General features: G+C 72.0%; 1 protein-coding gene. It reads left to right on the top strand.

The genetic code is table 11. The features are described 5' to 3' along the window. Nucleotides 1-28: 28 nt before the first annotated feature. A partial coding sequence (locus ACQRAJ_RS08785; RefSeq protein ID WP_427748391.1) for a DDE-type integrase/transposase/recombinase occupies nt 29-518 on the top strand: 490 nt, incomplete at its 3' end.

Here is a 518-nt window from a genome sequence, read left to right as displayed (position 1 = left end):
GATCCGCTCGAAGGCCCAGCTGCCCGGGATGACCAAGATGGCCGTCTACGCGTTCCTGCGCGAGGGCCGCGGGGAGGGGCTGCCCGGGTACGGCGCCTTCACCGCCTGGTGCCGGGCCCGCGACGTGCCCTTCGGGGGCGCGGGCGGCCGCGAGCCGCACCCGCGGTTCGAGACGCCCCCGGGCAGGCAGCTGCAGTTCGACTGGAAGGAGGGCATGAGGCTCGTCGACTCGGAGGGCGAGGTCTTCGAGTTCAGCGTGTTCACCGCGACGCTCGGCTACTCCCGGAAGCACCGCTTCATACCGGTCAGGAGCCGCACGCTCGACGACCTGCTGTCCTGCCTGCTCGCCACCTTCACCCGCCTCGGCGGCGTCCCGGAGGAGTGCATCACGGACAACATGTCGTGCCTGGTGACCGTCTCTGGCCGCAGGAGGACCAGGCAGGAGAGGGCGTGGCGGTTCGCGCGGGAGGCCGGCTTCGAGCTCAGGCTCTGCGCGCCGCGCTCGCCGCAGACCAAGG

It is taken from the genome of Collinsella sp. SGI.184, assembly GCF_050313415.1.
GTDB lineage: Bacteria > Actinomycetota > Coriobacteriia > Coriobacteriales > Coriobacteriaceae > Collinsella.
Note: the sequence above shows the minus strand (reverse complement) of the source record. Positions and strands in the feature narration are given on the sequence as shown.